This window comes from Roseateles sp., assembly GCF_036404855.1.
Classification (GTDB): domain Bacteria; phylum Pseudomonadota; class Gammaproteobacteria; order Burkholderiales; family Burkholderiaceae_C; genus Pelomonas.
In genome coordinates this window covers 1-16789 of the sequence record NZ_DASWYS010000114.1, presented here as the reverse complement: position 1 = coordinate 16789, position 16789 = coordinate 1, and the positions used below count along the sequence as shown (strand labels likewise).

The 16789-nt window shown below is 67.0% G+C and carries 18 protein-coding genes; 8 read left to right on the top strand and 10 right to left on the bottom strand.

Features of this window, described 5'->3' with window-relative positions:
* Positions 1-29: 29 nt before the first annotated feature.
* Both VGF12_RS07515 and VGF12_RS07510 read right to left on the bottom strand, forming a co-directional pair.
* On the bottom strand, positions 30-2708 hold the full coding sequence (locus VGF12_RS07515) for a serine/threonine-protein kinase (RefSeq protein WP_331175419.1): 2679 nt from the start codon (positions 2706-2708) through the stop codon (positions 30-32).
* Positions 2705-3259, bottom strand: a complete 555-nt coding sequence (locus VGF12_RS07510; protein ID WP_331175418.1) for an ECF-type sigma factor — start codon at positions 3257-3259, stop codon at positions 2705-2707. Before VGF12_RS07510 ends, VGF12_RS07515 begins: the two co-directional genes overlap by 4 nt.
* Positions 3260-3431: 172 nt before the next feature.
* On the opposite strand from VGF12_RS07510, the gene VGF12_RS07505 reads away from it, so the two are divergent.
* On the top strand, positions 3432-3941 hold the full coding sequence (locus VGF12_RS07505; RefSeq protein WP_331175417.1) for a hypothetical protein: 510 nt from the start codon (positions 3432-3434) through the stop codon (positions 3939-3941).
* Between the two features lie 38 nt (positions 3942-3979).
* On the opposite strand, the gene VGF12_RS07500 is transcribed toward VGF12_RS07505, so the two are convergent.
* The 6 genes from VGF12_RS07500 to VGF12_RS07475 form a co-directional block, all read right to left on the bottom strand.
* Positions 3980-4690, bottom strand: coding sequence for an ABC transporter ATP-binding protein (locus VGF12_RS07500; protein ID WP_331175416.1), 711 nt, complete (start codon positions 4688-4690; stop codon positions 3980-3982).
* Positions 4687-5457: an ABC transporter ATP-binding protein gene (locus VGF12_RS07495; protein ID WP_331175415.1), complete on the bottom strand. Its 771-nt coding sequence runs from the start codon at positions 5455-5457 to the stop codon at positions 4687-4689. Before VGF12_RS07495 ends, VGF12_RS07500 begins: the two co-directional genes overlap by 4 nt.
* Positions 5454-6749: a branched-chain amino acid ABC transporter permease gene (locus tag VGF12_RS07490; protein WP_331175414.1), complete on the bottom strand. Its 1296-nt coding sequence runs from the start codon at positions 6747-6749 to the stop codon at positions 5454-5456. Before VGF12_RS07490 ends, VGF12_RS07495 begins: the two co-directional genes overlap by 4 nt.
* A 4-nt stretch (positions 6750-6753) precedes the next feature.
* Positions 6754-7713 carry a branched-chain amino acid ABC transporter permease gene (locus VGF12_RS07485; protein WP_414710035.1) on the bottom strand — a complete coding sequence of 320 codons (960 nt, stop codon included), beginning with the start codon at positions 7711-7713 and terminating at the stop codon, positions 6754-6756.
* 136 nt (positions 7714-7849) lie between these two features.
* Positions 7850-9112 carry a branched-chain amino acid ABC transporter substrate-binding protein gene (locus tag VGF12_RS07480; RefSeq protein WP_331175412.1) on the bottom strand — a complete coding sequence of 421 codons (1263 nt, stop codon included), beginning with the start codon at positions 9110-9112 and terminating at the stop codon, positions 7850-7852.
* Between the two features lie 92 nt (positions 9113-9204).
* Positions 9205-10851 (bottom strand): 3-(methylthio)propionyl-CoA ligase, encoded by a 1647-nt coding sequence (locus VGF12_RS07475; RefSeq protein WP_331175411.1) that lies wholly within the window; start codon positions 10849-10851, stop codon positions 9205-9207.
* A 133-nt stretch (positions 10852-10984) separates the two neighbouring features.
* Between VGF12_RS07475 and VGF12_RS07470 the strand changes: the two genes are divergently transcribed.
* From VGF12_RS07470 to VGF12_RS07450, 5 genes are all read left to right on the top strand, one after another.
* Complete coding sequence (locus tag VGF12_RS07470; protein WP_331175410.1) at positions 10985-12445, top strand: protein adenylyltransferase SelO; 1461 nt, start codon at positions 10985-10987, stop codon at positions 12443-12445.
* Positions 12442-12858, top strand: a complete 417-nt coding sequence (gene msrB, locus VGF12_RS07465) for a peptide-methionine (R)-S-oxide reductase MsrB (protein ID WP_331175409.1) — start codon at positions 12442-12444, stop codon at positions 12856-12858. The genes VGF12_RS07470 and msrB overlap by 4 nt, the downstream gene beginning before the upstream one ends.
* Entirely contained in the window at positions 12855-13487 is a 633-nt protein-coding gene (locus VGF12_RS07460) for a septation protein A (RefSeq protein ID WP_331175408.1), read from the top strand. The genes msrB and VGF12_RS07460 overlap by 4 nt, the downstream gene beginning before the upstream one ends.
* Positions 13484-13747, top strand: a complete 264-nt coding sequence (locus VGF12_RS07455; protein ID WP_331175407.1) for a BolA family protein — start codon at positions 13484-13486, stop codon at positions 13745-13747. The genes VGF12_RS07460 and VGF12_RS07455 overlap by 4 nt, the downstream gene beginning before the upstream one ends.
* Before the next feature lie 75 nt (positions 13748-13822).
* The gene (locus tag VGF12_RS07450) at positions 13823-14626 is read left to right on the top strand and encodes a peptidylprolyl isomerase (RefSeq protein WP_331175406.1); all 804 of its coding nucleotides are present in this window, start codon (positions 13823-13825) and stop codon (positions 14624-14626) included.
* 57 nt (positions 14627-14683) lie between these two features.
* On the opposite strand, the gene VGF12_RS07445 is transcribed toward VGF12_RS07450, so the two are convergent.
* On the bottom strand, positions 14684-15355 hold the full coding sequence (locus VGF12_RS07445) for an ABC transporter ATP-binding protein (protein ID WP_331175405.1): 672 nt from the start codon (positions 15353-15355) through the stop codon (positions 14684-14686).
* Between VGF12_RS07445 and VGF12_RS07440 the strand changes: the two genes are divergently transcribed.
* A complete protein-coding gene (locus VGF12_RS07440; protein WP_414710032.1) occupies positions 15354-16013 on the top strand; it encodes an arylesterase in 660 nt (219 codons plus the stop codon). The genes VGF12_RS07445 and VGF12_RS07440 overlap by 2 nt on opposite strands.
* Before the next feature lie 12 nt (positions 16014-16025).
* On the opposite strand, the gene VGF12_RS07435 is transcribed toward VGF12_RS07440, so the two are convergent.
* On the bottom strand, positions 16026-16214 hold the full coding sequence (locus VGF12_RS07435) for a hypothetical protein (protein ID WP_331175403.1): 189 nt from the start codon (positions 16212-16214) through the stop codon (positions 16026-16028).
* A 6-nt stretch (positions 16215-16220) separates the two neighbouring features.
* Between VGF12_RS07435 and VGF12_RS07430 the strand changes: the two genes are divergently transcribed.
* Positions 16221-16789 (top strand): hypothetical protein (locus VGF12_RS07430; protein ID WP_331175402.1); only part of this gene is annotated, 569 nt, incomplete at its 3' end.

Here is a 16789-nt window from a genome sequence, read left to right as displayed (position 1 = left end):
AACAGCTGAGTCCCGCAGCACCGTGGCGGTCAGCGGCTCGAGCCTGCCGTTTCGCGGAAATTCGCCACACCTGCGCGCGCGACGTTGGGAACGCAGGCCGCGGCGGCCTTCAAGACAGCCGTGACCAATGGGTCCGCCTGGACCAGCTCGCGCAACAGGTCCAGATCCGCCTGCACCAGGTCGCAGCTGTGGCGATCCAGCGCGAGGCTGCTGGTGGCGCCCCGCAGGAGCACATCGTCAATCTTTGCCAGCGCCCGAGCCAGTCGGAGTTGTCCGGGGCGCGCGACCAGTGCCTCACGCAGGCGATCCCTCACGCCTTCGACCTGCGCAGCCGCCTCCGCTCGGTTCCCCGGCGATGCCGCCGCCAGCGTCAACAGCGCCCAGCGGGTACGGTCGGGCAGGCGGCGCACCTTACCGGCGGCACCGCCGGCTTGCTCCAATTGATCGAGTTGCTGCCCAAGTGCGGGCAACAGGGACTGCAGCTGCGAACGGGGCGGCGGGGCCACCTCCAGCGCCAGCAACTGCGTGATCAGTGCTTCGCTGGGCCAGACCCGGTTGGAGGCGTCCCGCGCAATCAGCTCCGCGAAGCGGTCCTGCGCGACACGCAAGGCCTCGGCGGCCTCGGCGGGCCGACCGAGTGCGAACAAGGTCTCGGCCAGCCAGCGGTTCAGGATGGCCTCCTTGTTGGCGGCCGGGGCATCCGCGGGCCGGGCACGGCGCTGCGGCGCCAGCAATTCGAGTGCCTCTCGAAAGGTCGAGAGCGCCGGCTCCAGCTCGCCCCGCCACAGCCGGGCCTGTCCCAGCCAACTGAGGCTGCCGGCCAGGTCGGACAGGGCCTGGTCACGCTTCTCGCCCGGCGCACCGGGCAACGCCTGGCGTTTCAGGTCGACCGACCCCTCGAACGCCTGTGCGGCCTCCGCCAGTCGTCCGCTCTCCAGCGCCATGACGCCCAGGTTGGTGTGGGCGTAGGACAGCTCCATCATGGCCTCCTGGTCCTCCGGCGCCTCCTTCAGCCACGCCTGGCTGAACGCACGGTAGTCTTCCCAGGCCTTCTGGGCTGCACCGACCTCGCGCTGCAGGCTGTGCACCTGGCCGGCCCAGAAAGCCGCTGCCCCCTGAGCCTTGCGCCAGGCGCCTGTCAGCCCCTGCTCGGGCGGATCGCCGGCCAGGAGCTCGCGGGCGGCATTGAGCGGCTCCAGTGCAGTACCCAGCTCGCGCCGCGTGACCCGCACCTCGCCAATGACGGTCAAGGCCTTGGCCCGGTTCAGGCGCTCGCCGGCCTGGGTGGGCGCGTCGCTCGCCAGATGACTGAGTGCGCGGCTGCCAATGCTGTCCAGCAGCTCCAGGCGCCCGATCGGTCTGAGCTTGTCGGCGAACTCGCCCAGCATGAAGCTCAGCAGATCGTCCGCTTGCTGGCGCCGCGCCTGCGCCTGCTGTTCCGCATCCTCGGCGCGCCGGGCCTGCAACAGGCTGACGGTGGTGGACGCCAGCAGGACCAGCACCGCTGCCGCGCCCGCCCCAACCGCCAACCGATGGCGCCGCACGAAGCGGCCCACGACGTACCACCGGCTGTCCGGCCGGGCGCCGATGGGTTCGTGCAACAGCCAGCGCTGCAGGTCGTCGGACAGGGCCTCGGCGTTGGGATAGCGCTCGGCCGGCAGCTTCTTCAGTGCCTTGGCGACGATGGTGTCCAGGTCACCACGCAGTTGGCGAGCCTGGCGGGCGAATTGAGGGTCGTCACCTTGCCGCGCTGCCTCTGAAAGCCGGCGCGGCACCTGCTCGACCACGGCTTTGAGCAGATCCAGCCGCATCTGTGTGTCGGCGGCCGTCGGGTGGCCGCCCCCCAGCAGCTGATAGAGCAGCACGCCCAGCGCATAGACATCCGTCGCCGTCGTCACTTCGGACTGCTGTACCTGCTCAGGCGCCGCATATTGCGGTGTGTAGGCATGACCGGCCAGTTGCGTCAGCTCGGTGTGCGCGGTGCCCTGCCCCGCGTCGTCCAGCAGCTTGGCAATGCCGAAGTCCAGCAGCTTCACCTCGCCGTCGCGGGTGACGAGGATGTTGCTGGGCTTGAGGTCGCGATGCAGGATGAGGCGGGCATGCGCATGGCCCACCGCGGCCAGCACGTCAAGGAAGAGCCGAACCCGCGCCTCGATGCCGAGGCCGTGCTCTCGGCAATAGGCGTCGATGGGCTGACCATCCACATGCTCCAGCACCAGATAGGGCTGGCCCTGCACCACGCCGGCGTCCAGCAGCCGGGCGATATGCGGGTGCGACAGGCGCGCCAGGATCTGCCCCTCGCGCGCGAAACGACCAGCGTCGCCCGCCGCGAACAGGCCAGCCCGGAGGAACTTCACCGCGACACGGCCCTCGAAGCGTCCGTCCACGCGCTGCGCGGTCCAGACGCTGCCCATGCCGCCTTGGCCCAGCTCCCGCTCCAGTCGGTAGGGACCGATCGTCAGGCCTTCCTGGACGGGGCTCTCGGGAGGGGCCTCCAGGTGCAGGGCATCGACCACGGGGCGCTCCAGGAAGCCTCCGTCGTCCAGCGCCTGCTCCTGCTGCAGCAGAGTGCGCAGCTCGTCGGCCAGTGCGGCATCTTGCTGCGACAGCGCCTCCAGGCGCAGGGCGCGGGCATCGGCGCCCAGATCCAGCAGTTCGTCGAGCAGCGGGCTCAGCACCAGCCAGCGTTCCTTGGTGATCGCGGTCATGTCTTGAGACTCATGGCAAGGAAGAGCCGGGCTTTTTGCCAGTCGCGCTGCACGGTGCGCTCGGTCACGTTCAGTACCTGGGCGATTTCCTGCTCCAGCAAGCCGCCGAAGTAGCGCATCTCCACGACCTGGGCCAGTCGCGGCTCCAGTTGCGCCAGCTCCTCCAGCGCCTCATGCACGCGCAGCACGTGTTCCTCGTCCTGCGGGGCCAGTTCAGCCACGGCGGTGTTCAGCGTCAAGGCTGGCGCGCCACCGCCGCGTCGCTCGGTCTGCCGGGCACGCACCAGGTCGATCACCACGCTGCGCATGGCCCGCGCCACATAGGCCAGAAAGTGGCGCCGGTCCGGGAAGTCGGCCCCCGGCACGCCATCCAGGCGCAGCCAGGCTTCGTGCACCAGCGCCTGGGTATCGAGCAGGGTCAGGTTGCCGGATCGCCGCAGACGGCTGCGGGCCAGGCGCTGGAGGTCGGCGTACAGCCGCCCCACCACCTGGTCCGCCGCTGCCCGATCGCCGGCCTGGGCCGCCCTCAGCAGTTGGGTGATCTCTTGCACCGCCCGCACTCTAACGGCCGGCACGGGCAGGATCGTGCGGCCTTCAGGCGACGCCAAAAATATTTTCGTGCGGCGATGTCGGGTTCCGGCGGGTGATGGCGTTCTTCAGTGTGATGGCCTCGATGTGCCGCCTCGCCGGCAGTCCGAGCCCGACCGTTTCCGGAGCCTGCCCATGTCCGTCACACAACTCATCCCGCAGGATGCCTGCCCCACCAGCCGTGAAGGCTACGCGCCCACGCGGTCGTTGGTGCAGTCGCTGGCCGAGCTCGCCCCCTATCTGTCGCGGCGGGTGGCCCGCTGCCGGCGCGCCGGCGAGCAACTTGCAATGCTGTGGATCGAACTCGCCCCCCTGCCCTCGCCGGCCGACGATAACGAGGACGTACTGGCCGAACTGATGCTTACCGCCAGCCTGCGCGTACGCAACCGCGTGCGCGGCACCGACGAGGTCGTTCAGGTGGGCGACCTGGGCTTTGCCGTGCTGCTGCCGGGCGCAGGCAGTCCGGAAGCAGCCGTGGTGGGGCTGCGACTGCGGCAAACGCTCACGGGCACCTACGGGCTGAAAAGCGGGCAGGCCTACCTCAGCGTGGCCATGGGCGAGGCCGTCTACCCCGAGGCCGGGCTCACCGGCACCGACCTGGCCGAGGCCGCGCAACGCAGCCTGGCCATGCGCCAGGGGGGCTGAGCCTTCCTGCCAGGCTGCACCCGCCGCCTCGGGCGCCGTCACACCTCCAGCCACTCCTTGCGGATGTATGCGTTGGCACGCAGGTCCGCCGGGCTGCCCTCGAAGACGATGCGGCCGTGGCCCATCACATAGCAGCGCTCGGAGATCTCCAGCGCGATGGCCAGCTTCTGCTCGACGAGTAGCACCGCGATGCCACGCTCCTTCAGCGCCTTGAGGTATTCAGCCACCAATTCGACGATCTTGGGCGCCAGGCCCTCGGTCGGCTCGTCGATCATGATGAGATCGGGATCGCCCATCAGCGTGCGACAGAGCGTGAGCATCTGCTGCTCACCGCCGGAAAGCACACCGGCCTCGGTGTGCTGGCGTTCCTTGAGCCGCGGAAACATGCGGTACATGTCGTCGAAGCTCCAGCGCGGCTTCTTGTTGCCGGACTTCTCGCCCAGCATCAAGTTCTGGTGCACCGTCAGCTTGGGGAAGATGTCTCGGTTCTCGGGCACATAGCCCAGTCCCAGGTGGGCGATCTCGTACGCCTCGCGCCCCACCAGCTCCTGCTCGCCCCAAAGGACGGAGCCTTTCGCGTCGACCTGGCCCATGATGGTCTTGACGGTCGTCGAGCGGCCCGCGCCGTTGCGGCCCAGCAGGCTGACGATCTCACCCGGCTTCACCTCCATGCTGACGCCGTGCAGCACATGGCTCTTGCCGTAGAAGGCGTGGACGTTGTCCAGCTTGAGAAGTCTGCCTTCGGTCATGCTGCCGCCGCTTGAGTTTCGGCCAGCACGGAGCCGAGGTAGGCCTCCTGAACGCGTGCGTTTGCGCGCACCGCATCAGGCGTGTCGAAGGCAATGACCTCGCCGTAGACCAACACGGCGATCTTGTCGGCCAAGCCGAACACAACGCCCATGTCATGCTCGACAGTCAGCAGCGTCTTGCCCACCGTCACGTCGCGGATGAGCTGGATGAAGCGCTTGGTCTCGCTCTTGCTCATGCCGGCGGTGGGTTCGTCCAGCAGGATGACGCTGGAACCGCCGGCGATGGTGATACCGATCTCCAGCGCGCGCGCCTCGGCGTAGGTGAGGTTCATGGCCAGCACGTCGCGGCGCTTGTCGAGCTTGATCATCTCGAGGATGTGCTCGGTGCGGTCGTTGGCGTCCTCGAGGTCGGCGAGGAACTTCCAGAATGCGTAGCGGTGGCCCAGGCTCCACAGCACAGCGCAGCGAATGTTCTCGAACACCGACAGCCGCGTGAACAGGTTGGACACCTGGAAGCTGCGCGACAGGCCCTGGCGGTTGATCTCGTAGGGCTTGCTCCCGTCAATGCGCTTGCCGTGCAGGTGGATCTCGCCCGAGGTCGGCGCGAAGCGACCGCTGATCAGGTTGAACAGCGTACTCTTGCCAGCGCCGTTGGGGCCGATGATCGCCACGCGTTCTCCGGCCTGCACGGCCAGGTTGGCGCCCCGGATGATCTCGCTCTTGCCGAAACTCTTGCGCACGTCGCGCAACTCAAGCGCAAAGCTCACAGCGCTTCCCTCCGCTTGATTTCCTTCTCGATGTCTTCCTGGATCTCGCCCCACTCGTGCACGTACTGACGGCGCACGAGTTCGAAGAGGGCGGCACCAACGACGATCAGGAAGCCCGCGCCAAACCAGGCATCCAGGCCAGCACTGTTCAGCGTCGCACCCATGAAGCGCAGCTCGGGGCCGAGGGCCTCGTTGAGCTGGCGGTGGTAGACCATTTCAATCATGGTCGCCGCGCCCACCAGCGCGGCCAGGGCCGTGCCTGCAAGTGCGAGATAGGACGTCCACAGCTTCTTCAGCTTGCCGAAGGCCGCCACGCGCAGGTTCATCAGGATGAGGCTGGCGAATCCTCCCGGTGCGTACATGACCATGAACAGGAAGATGAGACCCAGGTACAGCAGCCACGCCTTGGTCAGCTCCGACAGCAGCACGCCGCAGATGACCATCAAGACCGCGCCGATGATGGGGCCGAAGAAGAAGGTGGCGCCCCCCAGGAACGTGAACAGCAAGTAGGCGCCGGAGCGGGTCGCGTGCAGCACCTCGCCATTGACGATTTCGGTGTTGATGGCACCCAGCCCCCCGGCGACGCCCGCGAAGAAGCCGGAGATGGTGAACGCCATGAAGCGCACCCAGTGCGTGTTGTAGCCGACGAACTCGACGCGCTCGGGGTTGTCGCGCACGGCGTTGAGCATGCGCCCCAGCGGCGTGCGCGTCAGCGCAAACATGGCGGCGGTGCAGACGAAGCAGTAGGCGGCGACGAGGTAGTAGACCTGGATCTGCGGACCGAAGGTGATGCCCATCACCGGCTGGCCGATGACGCGGTTGCTGGACACGCCTCCTTCACCGCCCGAGAACTCGGGCAGCATCAGCGCCAGCGCGAACACCAGCTCGCCGATGCCCAGCGTGATCATCGCGAAGGGCGTGCCGGCCTTTTTCGTTGACACATAGCCCAGTAGCGCGGCGCACACCAGGCCCGCGAAGCCACCGACGAGGGGAACCAGGCTGACCGGCAGGCCGAGCGTGCCGGCGCCCGCCATGTTCAGCGCATGGATGGCCAGGAAGGCGCCCATGCCGCTGTAGACGGCGTGGCCGAAGCTCAGCATGCCACCCTGGCCCAGCAGGATGTTGTAGGCCAGACAGGCGATGACGCCGATGCCCATCTGCGTCAGCATGGTCTGCGCCAGGCCGCTGGTCCAGATGCGCGGCGCAACCAGCAGGACCACGGCGAAGAGTCCCCAGATGAACCAGCGCCCGACGTTGAGCGGCTTGAAGTGGAATTCCTTGGCCTTGCTCATGGTGTCAATCTTCCCGCGTCCCGAGCAGGCCCTTGGGCCGGAAGATCAGGATCAGCACCATCAGCAGATAGGGCAGGATCTGCGCGACATCCTTCAGCGCCAGGCGCAGCACCGGGTAGCCGGGTGTGTCGGGCGTGACGGTCATGCCCAGAGACGTCAGCGCCGAAGCGAGCGAGGCGTCCACCGTCAGCGGCAGCGTCTGAAGCAGGCCGATGACCAGCGAACCGACAAAAGCGCCCGCCAGTGAACCGATGCCGCCCACGACGACGACGACGAAGATGATGGAGCCGACGATGACGGCCATGTTCGGCTCGGTGACGAAGGTGATGCCGCCGATGACGCCGGCCAACGCCGCCAGTGCGCAGCCACTGCCGAACACCAGCATCAGCACGCGCGGCACGTTGTGCCCGAGTGCCTCGACCATCTCAGGGTGGGTCAGTGAGGCCTGAATGACGAGACCCACGCGGGTGCGGGTCAGCAGCAGCCACAGGCCCAGCAGCATCAGCAGCGCGACCAGCATCATGAAGGCGCGTGTCAGCGGGAAGGTGGAACACAGCGCCGCCGTGCAAAGCTCGGGCGCGGCCTTGCCGAGGGCGAAGGACAGCCCCTGCGTTGGCGACGAGATGATGGTGAAGGCCGAGCCCTGCAATGCCTCGGGAGGCGTGAAGGGCACCGCCGTGCGGCCCCAGACCAGTTGCACCAGCTCAAGGATCACGTAGGACAGGCCGAACGTGATCAGCAGCTCCGGCACGTGACCGAACTTGTGCACGCGGCGCAGCGCCAGCCGCTCGAAGGCGGCGCCCATCAGCCCGACGACGATCGGGGCCAGCAGCAGCGCGGGCCAGAAGCCGACGATGCCCGCCAGCGAGTAGGCGACGTAGGCGCCCACCATGTAGAAGCTCGCATGCGCGAAATTCAGCACGCCCATCATGCTGAAGATCAGCGTCAGCCCCGAGCTGAGCATGAACAGCAGCAGCCCGGACGAGAGGCCGTTCAGCAGGTTGATGAAGACTTGATCCAAGGCAGGGCCGACAAAGGGATGGGCCAGGGGATCGCACCGCCCTTCACGGGCGGTGCGGCCGATTCAGGGGCCGTGGCGGTCAGCCAGGCCTCTTCATTTGGCAGGACGTCGGCGTCGACGAGACGTAGCTCTCGAACTGCTTGACCGGCGCCAGCGTCATGCCCGTCTTCTCCGGGCTGTAGGGGTACTTCGCATCGGCCTTCTGCCAGACCGAGATGAACAGGGCCTGCTGCAGCTGGTGATCGGCCTTGCGCATGGTCACTTCGCCGTTGAAGCTCTTCACCGTGAGGCCTTCGAGGGCCGCCGCGACCTTGACCGGGTCGGTGGACTTGGCATTGGCCATCGCCTGGCTCAGCAACGTGTAGATGTGATACACGCTCAGCGTGTACATGTCGTCGCCGAACTTCTTGTTGAATTCCTCGACGTTCTTCTGCGACTCACCGCCCATGTTGTAGTGGCTGTAGGCCACCTGGAAGACGCGGCCTGCGCCGCCCTGGCCCAGGGCCGTGGGCGTACCGGTCACGCCGGTGTAGTAGGTGAAGAACTTGCCGTTGTAGCCGGCCTCGTTGGCGGCCTTGACGAGCAGCGCCAGGTCGGAGCCCCAGTTGCCGGTGATCACGGTATCGGCACCGCTGGCCTTGATCTTGGCGACATAGGGCGCGAAGTCGCGCACCTGGGCCAGCGGGTGCAGGTCCTCGCCGACGATCTGGATGTCGGGGCGCTTGCGCGCCAGCGTCTCCTTGGCGTACTTGGCGACCTGGTGGCCGTGGGCGTAGTTCTGGTTCAGCAGGAAGACCTTCTTGACGTCGGGCTGGTCCTTGATGAACGAGGACATGGCCTCCATCTTCATGGACGTGTCGGCATCGAAGCGGAAGTGCCAGTAGCTGCACTTGCTGTTGGTCAGGTCAGGGTCCACCGCCGAATAGTTCAGGTAGACGATCTCCTTGCCGGGGTTTCGCTCGTTGTGCTTCTGCACCGCGTCGCTCAGCGCCAGCGCGACGCTGGAGCCGTTGCCCTGCATGACGTAGCGGATGCCCTGGTCGGCCGCGGCCTTCAGCAGGTTCAGGGACTCGGCGGGGCTCAGCTTGTTGTCGAAGGGAACAACTTCGAACTTCACGCCGGCGGGGTTGCTCTTGTTGAACTTCTCACCGAGGAACTGGAAGGTCTTGACCTGGTTCTGGCCCACCGGCCCCATCAGGCCAGAGAGTGCATCGATATAGGCCAGCTTGACCGTCTCGCCCTTCTGCGCCTGGGCCGCACCGGCGGCCAGCGCGAGTGCCGCAGCGGCCGTCAGCGCGCGGGTGAGGCGCGAAGGGAAGCGGGCCGAAGTGATGTCGAACATGCTTGTCTCCTGGGTGGTGGCTCTGATGTGAACGAAAGTTAATGCAGCCGGGCCGCGCCGAAGTCCCGGGCTTTCCCCAGACGCTGGCCTGCTCAGGTCGTGGGGAGCTTGTGATTCAGAAACTGGTCGCGCAGCTTGAGCTTCTGCATCTTGCCGGTAGCCGTATGCGGGATCTCGGTGACGAAGACGACGTCGTCGGGGATCTGCCACTTCGCGATGCGGCCCTCGTAGAAAGCCAGCAGCTCCTCGCGCGTCAGCGCCGCATCGGGCTTCTTCACGACAACCAGCAGCGGCCGCTCGTCCCACTTGGGATGCTTGGCCGCGATGACGGCCGCCTCATGCACCGACGGGTGGGCCATCGCGATGTTCTCGAGGTCGATGGAGCTGATCCACTCGCCGCCGGACTTGATGACGTCCTTGCTGCGATCGGTGATCTGCATGAAACCGTCTGCATCGATGGTGGCCACGTCGCCGGTCGGGAACCAGCCGGGCTCGCCGTCCACGCTGACCAGCGGCGACTCGTCGTGATTGAAGTACTTGGAGATGACCCAGTGGCCGCGCACCACGAGATTGCCGGCAGCCTGCCCGTCCCAGGGCAGGGAACGGCCTTCGTCGTCGATGATGGCCATGTCGACACCATAGATGACGCGGCCCTGCTTCTCCAGCAATCGCTGTTGCTGCTCGTGCGGCAGGCCAAGCTGGCGCGTGGTCAGCTTGGACAGCGTGCCGAGCGGTGACATCTCGGTCATGCCCCAGGCATGGATGACCTCCACACCGAAGTCCTCCTGCAGCGACTTCATCATCGCGGGCGGGCAGGCCGAGCCACCGATGACGGTGCGCTTGAAGGTCGAGAACTTCAGGTTGTTCGCCTTGACATAGTTCAGCAGGCCCAGCCACACCGTGGGCACGCCGGCACTGAACGACACCTTCTCGTTCTCAAAGAGTTCGTACAGGCTCTTGCCGTCCAGGTGCGGGCCCGGCATGACCAGCTTGCAGCCGACGATGGCCCCCGTGTACGGGATGCCCCAGGCATTGACGTGGAACATCGGCACGACCGGCAGCACGACGTCACGGCTGCCGCAGTCCATGGCGTCGGGCAGCGCCGCAGCGTAGGCATGCAGCACCGTCGAGCGATGACTGTAGACGGCGCCCTTGGGATGGCCCGTCGTGCCGGAGGTGTAACAGATGCTGGAGGCGGTGTTCTCGTCGAACTGCGGCCAGGCGTAGTGGCCGTCCTCGGCGTCCAGCAGGTCGTCGAAGCACAGCAGGTCGGGGATGCCCGTGGCGGCCGGCATATGGGCGCGCGAGGTCATCATCACGAAGTGCTGCACGCTTGTCAGCAGCGGCGCGATCTTCTCGACCAGCGGCAGGAAGGTCGCATCAAAGCACAGCACGCGGTCCGTCGCGTCGTTGGCGATCCAGACGATCTGCTCAGGGAAGAGGCGGGGATTGATCGTGTGGCACACCAGCCCGGAGCCCGAGGTGCCGTAGTAGATCTCAAGGTGGCGGTGGCCATTCCAGGCCAGCGTGCCGACACGGTCTCCGGGCTGGCAGCCCAGGCGTGCGAAGGCCTGAGCGGCCTGGCGCGAGCGGCGCGCGACTTCGCGCCAATTGCTGCGGTGCAGGTCGCCCTCGACCCGCTTGCTAACGATCTCCGTCTCGCCCGAGTGCCGCTCGGCGTGCTTCAGCAGCGACGAGATCAGCAGCGGGTCCGACATCATTCGGCCCATCAATGCCATGGTTGTCTCCTGGCGGTCTTATCGACCCAGTCTAGCCCCCGGCCCGCCCCCCCACCGTCACAACCGCGACCCTTACCCCCCGGGGAAACACCCAGGCCAGCGAGGCCAAACACCCCCTCACTAAACTGGTGCGATGGATGCTTCTACCGGCCTCGCCTGGACCAACCGCTTCGCCGACCTGGGGCCTGACTTCTTCACAGAATTGCCAGCCCAGGGCCTGCCCGACCCGCACTGGGTGGCGCAAAGCCCCGACTGCGCGCAGTTGTTGGGTTTGCCCGCCGACTGGACCACGCGGCCCGGCGCGCTGGCCGCTCTCTCCGGCAACGCCGCCTGGCCCGGCATGCGCCCCTTGGCCAGCGTCTACAGCGGCCATCAGTTCGGCGTCTGGGCCGGCCAGCTCGGCGATGGCCGCGCGCTGTGGCTGGGCGAGGTCGACACCCCGGCCGGCCCGCAAGAGCTGCAGCTCAAAGGTGCCGGCCGAACGCCCTACTCCCGCCGAGGCGATGGCCGCGCGGTGCTGCGCTCGTCCATCCGCGAGTTCCTGTGCTCCGAAGCCATGGCTGCCTTGGGCGTGCCGACCACGCGCGCCTTGTGCATCACCGGCTCGGCCCTGCCCGTTGTCCGCGAGACGGTGGAGACCGCCGCCGTCGTCACCCGCGTGGCGCCGAGCTTTGTCCGCTTCGGCCACTTCGAGCACTTCGCCCACCACGACCAGCTCGACGCCCTGCGTCGTCTTGCGAACTGGTTCATCGCCCACCATGCGCCGGAATGCGCTGAGGCGCCTGAGCCGGCCGTCGCGCTGCTGCACAAGGTGTCGCTGCAGACGGCCGATCTCATCGCGCACTGGCAGTCCGTCGGCTTCTGCCATGGCGTCATGAACACGGACAACATGTCCATGCTGGGCCTAACGCTGGACTACGGCCCCTTCGGCTTCATGGACGCCTTCGACCCCGGCCACGTCTGCAACCACAGCGACGACCGCGGCCGCTATGCCTATGCGCGCCAGCCGGCTGTCGCATTCTGGAACCTGCATGCACTGGCCCAGGCCCTGCTGCCGCTGATGCCCATCGCAACGGAAAAGGAGGCCGAGACCTCCACCGAGCGGCTGCTGGAGGCCGTCGAGGCCTACCGCGAGCGTTTCGCCAGCCAGATGCTGGCGCGTCTGCGCGGCAAGCTCGGGCTCGAGGGCGAGGATTCGGGCGATCAGACCCTGGCCGACGACTTCCTCAAGCTGATGGCCGCCTCGCGCGCCGACTTCACGCTGAGCTTCCGCCGCCTGTCGCACGCGCAGACGGCGTCCGAGCCGCTGCGCGACCTCTTCGTCGACCGCGAGGCGCTGGATGCCTGGCTGCAACGCTGGCGCGCCCGCGTGACGCCGGGAGCGCAGGCGCGCATGCTGGCCGTCAATCCGGCCGTCGTGCTGCGAAACCACCTCGCCGAGGGCGCCATTCGCGCCGCCCAGCGGGACGACTTCACGGAGATCGAGCGGCTGCTGAAAGTTCTGAGCCGCCCGTTCGACGAACCGGTTCTCCCCAGCGACGCCGCCCTGCCTCCCGACTGGGCCTCCACCCTCGAAGTCTCCTGCTCATCATGACCGACAAGCCCTACCCCATCCAGAAGACCGATGCCGAGTGGCGCGAGCAACTCGACCCCATGCAGTACCAGGTCGCCCGCCACGCGGCCACGGAGCGCGCCTTCACCGGCAAGTACTGGGACCACTTCCAACCCGGCCACTACAACTGCATCGGCTGTGGCACGCCGCTGTTCGAGGCGGACACCAAGTTCGATGCCGGGTGCGGCTGGCCCAGCTACTGGGCGCCCGTCAACAGCGAGGTGGTCGAGCGCGTGGTGGACCGCAGCCACGGCATGGTGCGCGTGGAGGTGCGCTGCAACCGCTGCGGCTCCCACCTGGGCCATGTCTTCCCTGATGGCCCAGAGCCGACGGGCGAGCGTTTCTGCATCAACTCGGCTGCCATTGATTTCGTCAAGGACAATGCGGGCGCATGAAGTTATTGCTCGACTTTCTCCCGCTGATCCTGTTCTTTGTCGCCTTCAAGGGCGCCGAAGGCCACCCGGATGCCGCGGCCGCCTTTGCAACGGAACATTTCGGTTTCCTGGTCCAGGGCGGCACCGTCGGCCCGCAGGAAGCGCCTGTGCTGCTGGCCACCGTCGTCGTCATGATCGCCACGCTGGCCCAGGCAGCCATCCTCAAGCTGCGCGGCAAGAAGATCGACCTGATGCTGTGGATCAGCCTGGCGCTGGTGGTCGTGCTGGGCGGCGCCACAGTCTGGTTCCACAACGAGACCTTCATCAAGTGGAAGCCCACCGGCCTGCATTGGGCAATGGCCCTGACCCTGTGGATCTCCCAGGCCTGGTTCGGCAAGAACCTGATCCAGGCCATGCTGGGTGCCGAGCTGCGCCTGCCCGACGCGGTCTGGCTGCGCCTGAACCGCGCCTGGGTGCTGTTCTTTGCCGCCATGGGGGTCGCCAACCTCTACGTGGCCTACCACTTCACGACTTCGGCCTGGGCCAATTTCAAGGTGTTTGGCGTCACTGGCCTGATCGTGCTGTTCACGCTGGCCCAGGGCCTGTATCTCAGCAAGCACCTGCCGCCGGAAGAGGACGGCAAGTCATGAGCATCGCGCAAGAAATCGAACGCCGGCTTCGCGCCGAACTGGCGCCGACCGAACTGAGCATCCGCGACGACAGCGCCCAGCATGCCGGCCACGCCGGCGCCCGCGAAGGGGGGCACTTTCATGTGGCTGTCGTGTCGGATCGCTTTACGGGCTTGCAACGACTGGCCCGTCACCGCCTCGTTTATGATTGTTTGACCGACCTGATGCAGCGCGGCATCCACGCGCTGGCCATCGACGCCCGCACCCCGGGTGAGCGCTGAGCCGGGTCGGGCGTGATCGAACCGCGCGCCCCGTACCGGGCGCGATTTTTTTAGCTTGACTCACATCCCAGCCCAATGAAGAAGTTTGCGCTTGCCGCCGTCGTCGCGGCCACCATCTCGGCCCTCGTGCCGGCTGCCGCAACCGCGCAGAACATCACCACCGTTAACGGCAAGCCCGTGCCCAAGGCACGCGTCGAGACGCTGATCCAGCAGGTCACCAAGAGCGGCCAGCAGCAGCGGTCGCCCGAGCTGGAAGCCCAGATCAAGGACGAGGTCGTGCGTCGCGAGATCTTCATGCAGGAAGCCGAGAAGCGCGGTATCCCGCAGAGCGCCGACTACAAGGCCCAGATGGAACTGGCCCGCCAGATGCTGCTGATCCGCGCACTGATGGAAGACGCCAAGACCAAGAACCCGGTTACCGATGCCGAAGCCCAGGCCGAGTACGACAAGTTCAAGGCCGCCAACAGCGGCAACGAATACCGTGCCCGCCACATCCTGGTCGAGAAGGAAGAAGACGCCAAGGCCCTGATCGCCCAGATCAAGGCAGGCGGCAACTTCGAGGAACTGGCCAAAAAGAACTCGAAGGACACCGGCTCGGCAGCCAATGGCGGCGACCTGGACTTCGCCAACCCGAACAACTTCGTGCCCGAGTTCAGCAAGGCCATGGTCGCGCTGGAAAAGGGCCAGATGACGGAAGAGCCGGTGAAGAGCCAGTTCGGCTATCACATCATCAAGCTGGAAGACACCCGTCCGGCAACCTTCCCGGCCTTCGACGACGTCAAGGCACAGATCAAGCAGCGCATCGAGCAGCAGAAGATGATCGACTTCCAGGAAGGCCTGATCAAGAAGGCGAAGACGGACTACTCCTTCGCCAAGTAAGCCCTCGGGCCGCAACGATCAAGCCCGCTGACCGAAAGGTCAGCGGGCTTTTTTGATTCAGGTGACCAGGCGGCCAGCTTCGATGCGCAGTTGGCGCTCGCAGCGTGCTGCGATCTCGCGGTCATGCGTGACCAGCACCAGCGTCGTTCCGGCCTCGCGATTGAGTTCGAACATCAACGCCATCACCGAGGCGCCGGTCGCGAAGTCCAGGCTGCCCGTCGGCTCGTCAGCCAGCAGCAGGGCAGGACGCTGCACGAAAGCGCGCGCCAGCGCCACACGTTGCTGCTCCCCGCCCGACAGCACGCGCGGGTAGTGGCCCAGGCGCTCGCCGAGGCCCACCCGGGCCAGCATGGCCGCGGCCTGGTCGCGGGCATCGCGCTCACCGCGCAACTCCAGCGGCAGCATGACGTTCTCCAGCGCCGTCAGATTGGGCAGCAACTGGAAGCTCTGGAACACGAAGCCCAGTTCGCGCCCGCGCACCGCGGCGCGCTGATCCTCGTCCAGCGTAAACAGGTCCTGGCCCCGAAGCTTCACAGTGCCGCTGCTGGGCGTGTCGAGCCCGGCGAGGATCGCCAGCAGTGTGCTCTTGCCCGAACCCGAGGCGCCAACGATGGCAACCGATTCCCGGGCGGTCAGCGTGAAGCTGATGTCATGCAGAATCGTCAGCTCCCCGGTCGCGTCGCTCACGCGCTTGGTGATCTGGTCAACTTGAACAAGGGCTTCGGGCATGTCGGGACTGCGGCGGCGATGGGTAGTGGCGCACTTTAGCCTGGGGGTGATGGCTGGCTGGACGTCAGGGGTTGTCATGCCGGCAAATGCCGCCGCCGAGCCCCCCGTCATCCTCGTCGTCGGTGACAGCCTGTCGGCCGAGTACGGTCTCAAGGCGGGCACGGGCTGGGTGGCGCTGCTGCAGGCTCGGCTGGTCGAGCAGAAGAAGCCGCACCGCGTCGTCAACGCCAGCATCAGTGGCGACACAACGTCGGGCGGCCGCAGCCGACTGCCGGTGGCCCTGCGCACGCACAAGCCAGCCATCGTCATCCTCGAACTGGGCGGCAATGACGCGCTGCGAGGGCTGCCGCTGTCCAGCACGCGTGACAACTTGCTGGCAATGGCGCGTGCCGCGCACGCGGCGGGTGCCAAGGTCATCGTTGTCGGCATGCAGGTGCCGCCCAACTACGGCAGCAGCTATGCGCGCGACTTCGAGGGATTGTTCGCCGAGGTGGCCAAGCAGGCCCAGGCCGGCCTGGTGCCCTTTCTGCTCAAGGGCGTGGCCGATCGCACCGACGCGATGGACTGGTTCCAGCCCGACCGCATCCACCCACTGGCCAAGGCGCATCCGCGCATGCTGGACAACGTCTGGTCCGCACTGAGGCCGCTGCTCGGCTAGGACGGGCGCAACTCAGCGCTCGGCCTGACGTTCGTTGGGCCTGGCATCGTTCTGCGGCCGATCCCGGCGCACCGGCACACCGTCCTGGCGGCCGCGCTGCGGGCCTTCATCACGAGGCTGGGCACGAGGCTGAGCCTGCTGAGGCTGGGGCGTCTGCACGCGCGGCACTTCTACCTGACGCTGCGGTTCGGGTTGAGGCATGCGGCGTTGCTGGGACTCTTCGCGACGCTGCAGTTCATCGCGACGCTGCTGGAGGTCCCGCTGCTGCGCCTCGCGTTGTTGCGATTCCCGCTGCTGCGCTTCGCGTTGTTGCGATTCCCGCTGCTGCGCCTCGCGTTGTTGCTGCTGCGCCTCGCGCTGCTGCTGCATTTCGCGCTGCTGCGCATCCCGTTGCTGCTGTTGCTGGGCTTCGCGCTGCTGCTGTTGCTGGGCTTCGCGCTGCTGCTGTTGCGCTTCGCGTTGTTGTTGCTGTTGCTGCGCTTCGCGTTGCTGCTGTGGCGCGCGCCAGGGCACGTTGTCGCCACCGCGTTGTGGCTGCTGCTCCAGGCCGGGCCGCGCCTGAGGCGTTTGAGGCTGGACGATGGCCGGCACGGCCGGCTGCGGCGCCTGCGGCTCGGGACCGCGATGGTCGCGGCGCACGGGCACTTGGCCATCGCTGCGCCATCCCGACCCAGCGTCGGGGCCACGCGGCGCACGGCGGGGCAGATCGGTGTCCGCCGGGCGCGTCGGCGCGGCTGGCAGCACGGCGGCCAGGTCGTTGCGACCGGGCGCGACGG

What these genes read in the sequence shown, in the direction of transcription:
- VGF12_RS07515 (WP_331175419.1), bottom strand. Translation starts at nt 2,708, where the DNA reads ATGACCGCGATCACCAAGGAACGCTGGCTGGTGCTGAGCCCGCTGCTC.
- VGF12_RS07505 (WP_331175417.1), top strand. Translation starts at nt 3,432, where the DNA reads ATGTCCGTCACACAACTCATCCCGCAGGATGCCTGCCCCACCAGCCGT.
- VGF12_RS07500 (WP_331175416.1), bottom strand. Translation starts at nt 4,690, where the DNA reads ATGACCGAAGGCAGACTTCTCAAGCTGGACAACGTCCACGCCTTCTAC.
- VGF12_RS07490 (WP_331175414.1), bottom strand. Translation starts at nt 6,749, where the DNA reads ATGAGCAAGGCCAAGGAATTCCACTTCAAGCCGCTCAACGTCGGGCGC.
- VGF12_RS07485 (WP_414710035.1), bottom strand. Translation starts at nt 7,713, where the DNA reads ATGCTCAGCTCGGGGCTGACGCTGATCTTCAGCATGATGGGCGTGCTG.
- VGF12_RS07480 (WP_331175412.1), bottom strand. Translation starts at nt 9,112, where the DNA reads ATGTTCGACATCACTTCGGCCCGCTTCCCTTCGCGCCTCACCCGCGCG.
- VGF12_RS07475 (WP_331175411.1), bottom strand. Translation starts at nt 10,851, where the DNA reads ATGGCATTGATGGGCCGAATGATGTCGGACCCGCTGCTGATCTCGTCG.
- VGF12_RS07470 (WP_331175410.1), top strand. Translation starts at nt 10,985, where the DNA reads ATGGATGCTTCTACCGGCCTCGCCTGGACCAACCGCTTCGCCGACCTG.
- msrB (WP_331175409.1), top strand. Translation starts at nt 12,442, where the DNA reads ATGACCGACAAGCCCTACCCCATCCAGAAGACCGATGCCGAGTGGCGC.
- VGF12_RS07460 (WP_331175408.1), top strand. Translation starts at nt 12,855, where the DNA reads ATGAAGTTATTGCTCGACTTTCTCCCGCTGATCCTGTTCTTTGTCGCC.
- VGF12_RS07455 (WP_331175407.1), top strand. Translation starts at nt 13,484, where the DNA reads ATGAGCATCGCGCAAGAAATCGAACGCCGGCTTCGCGCCGAACTGGCG.
- VGF12_RS07450 (WP_331175406.1), top strand. Translation starts at nt 13,823, where the DNA reads ATGAAGAAGTTTGCGCTTGCCGCCGTCGTCGCGGCCACCATCTCGGCC.
- VGF12_RS07440 (WP_414710032.1), top strand. Translation starts at nt 15,354, where the DNA reads ATGTCGGGACTGCGGCGGCGATGGGTAGTGGCGCACTTTAGCCTGGGG.
- VGF12_RS07445 (WP_331175405.1), bottom strand. Translation starts at nt 15,355, where the DNA reads ATGCCCGAAGCCCTTGTTCAAGTTGACCAGATCACCAAGCGCGTGAGC.
- VGF12_RS07435 (WP_331175403.1), bottom strand. Translation starts at nt 16,214, where the DNA reads ATGCCTCAACCCGAACCGCAGCGTCAGGTAGAAGTGCCGCGCGTGCAG.